Origin of the sequence: Kitasatospora sp. NPDC007106 (genome assembly GCF_040634455.1) — a bacterium.
Taxonomy (GTDB): Bacteria; Actinomycetota; Actinomycetes; order Streptomycetales; family Streptomycetaceae; genus Kitasatospora; species Kitasatospora arboriphila.
In genome coordinates this window covers 1-1,398 of record NZ_JBEYFP010001225.1, presented here as the reverse complement: position 1 = coordinate 1,398, position 1,398 = coordinate 1, and the positions used below count along the sequence as shown (strand labels likewise).

The following is a 1,398-nucleotide window of genomic DNA, read 5'->3' as shown; positions in this document are numbered from 1 at the left end:
GCCGGGCGTTCGCCGCGGGGCCGGCCTGACCTGCACCCCTCGTGGTGCACCCGCGACCTTCGCGGACGCGCCCCGGGCCGGGTTCTCACGGATCGTCATCCGATCACCGCGGGCACGGGGGCAGACAGCGCGCCTACCGCCGGGTACGATCCCGGACACCGTAGTTACCAGTCAGTAGCTTCCGGCCCGGTCCCCGTGCGGCTCGGTCCACCGCGACTGCCCGAAGGAGTTGCCATGCCCGTACTCGACCGCCAGGACGACGTCTTCGTCCTCGACCTCGGCGACGGCGAGAACCGCTTCCACCCCGACTGGGTCGCCACCGTCGACGGCCTGCTGGACGAGGTGGAGAAGGCCGAGGGCCCGCGCGCCCTGGTGACCACGGCCACCGGCAAGTTCTACTCCAACGGCCTCGACCTGGACTGGCTGTTCGCCAACACCGACCGGGCGCTCGAGTACGTGTCCTCCGTCCAGGAACTGCTGGCCCGGATGCTGACCCTGCCCGTGGTCACCGTCGCCGCGCTGCAGGGGCACACCTTCGCGGCCGGGGCGATGTTCTCGCTGGCGCACGACTTCCGGGTGATGCGCGGCGACCGGGGCTACTGGTGCCTGCCCGAGGCCGAGATCAACATCCCCTTCACGGCCGGCATGTCGGCCCTGATCCAGGCCCGTCTCCACCCGGGGACGGCCCACGAGGCGATGGTCACCGCCCGCCGCTACGGCGGCCACGACGCCCTCGCCGCCGGCATCGTCGACCGCACCGCCGACGAGGACTCCCTCCGCCGCACCGCCCTCGACCTCGCCGCCACCCACACCACCAAGGCCGGCCCCACCGTCGGCACCATCAAGACCCGGATGTACGGCCCCGCCCTGGCCGCCCTCCGCGAGAAGGACATCCCCCTCGGCTGACCCGCCCCACCCGGCCGGAACGTGAATACCGGTCGCGGCGACCGCGGACCGGCCGGGAAGCTCGGCCCGTGCACCTGAAACTCGACGGGGTCACCCCGGTACCGCGCATGATGCTGATCAGCGAGTTCCTGCTCCACGCCGACTTCCGGGCCGTACTGGACCGGGCGGTGTTCGTCGCGGCGGGCGACCGGCTCGCCCACGAGGACGGCGACCTCGCGGTGACCCGCCCCTGCGGGGAGCAACGCAGGCACCCGGCCCGGGACAGCCACTGGATCTGCCGCTGAGGCGCCGGGCGCGGCGACCGCGGACCGGCCGGGGAGCTCGGCCCGGAATCCGCCGTTCTCCCGACCCGCCGCCGCGGCACGGCAGCACCGGAAAATCCGTTCAAAAAGTCCGCCCGGCCCGGCCCTGAACGCCCCCTTCGAGGCCCCTCGCGGGGGCGTGAACGGCAGCGGGCGGGCGCGGCGGGGTGCCGCCCCGGCCGGCCCTTCC

The 1,398-nt window shown here is 73.9% G+C and carries 2 protein-coding genes; both read left to right on the top strand.

The features are described from left to right. Positions 1 to 234 precede the first annotated feature (234 nt). Entirely contained in the window at positions 235 to 906 is a 672-nt protein-coding gene (locus tag ABZ641_RS37345; protein ID WP_359989032.1) for an enoyl-CoA hydratase-related protein, read from the top strand. A gap of 68 nt (positions 907 to 974) precedes the next feature. Beyond that, positions 975 to 1,190 carry a hypothetical protein gene (locus ABZ641_RS37340; protein WP_359989030.1) on the top strand — a complete coding sequence of 72 codons (216 nt, stop codon included), beginning with the start codon at positions 975 to 977 and terminating at the stop codon, positions 1,188 to 1,190. Positions 1,191 to 1,398 lie beyond the last annotated feature (208 nt).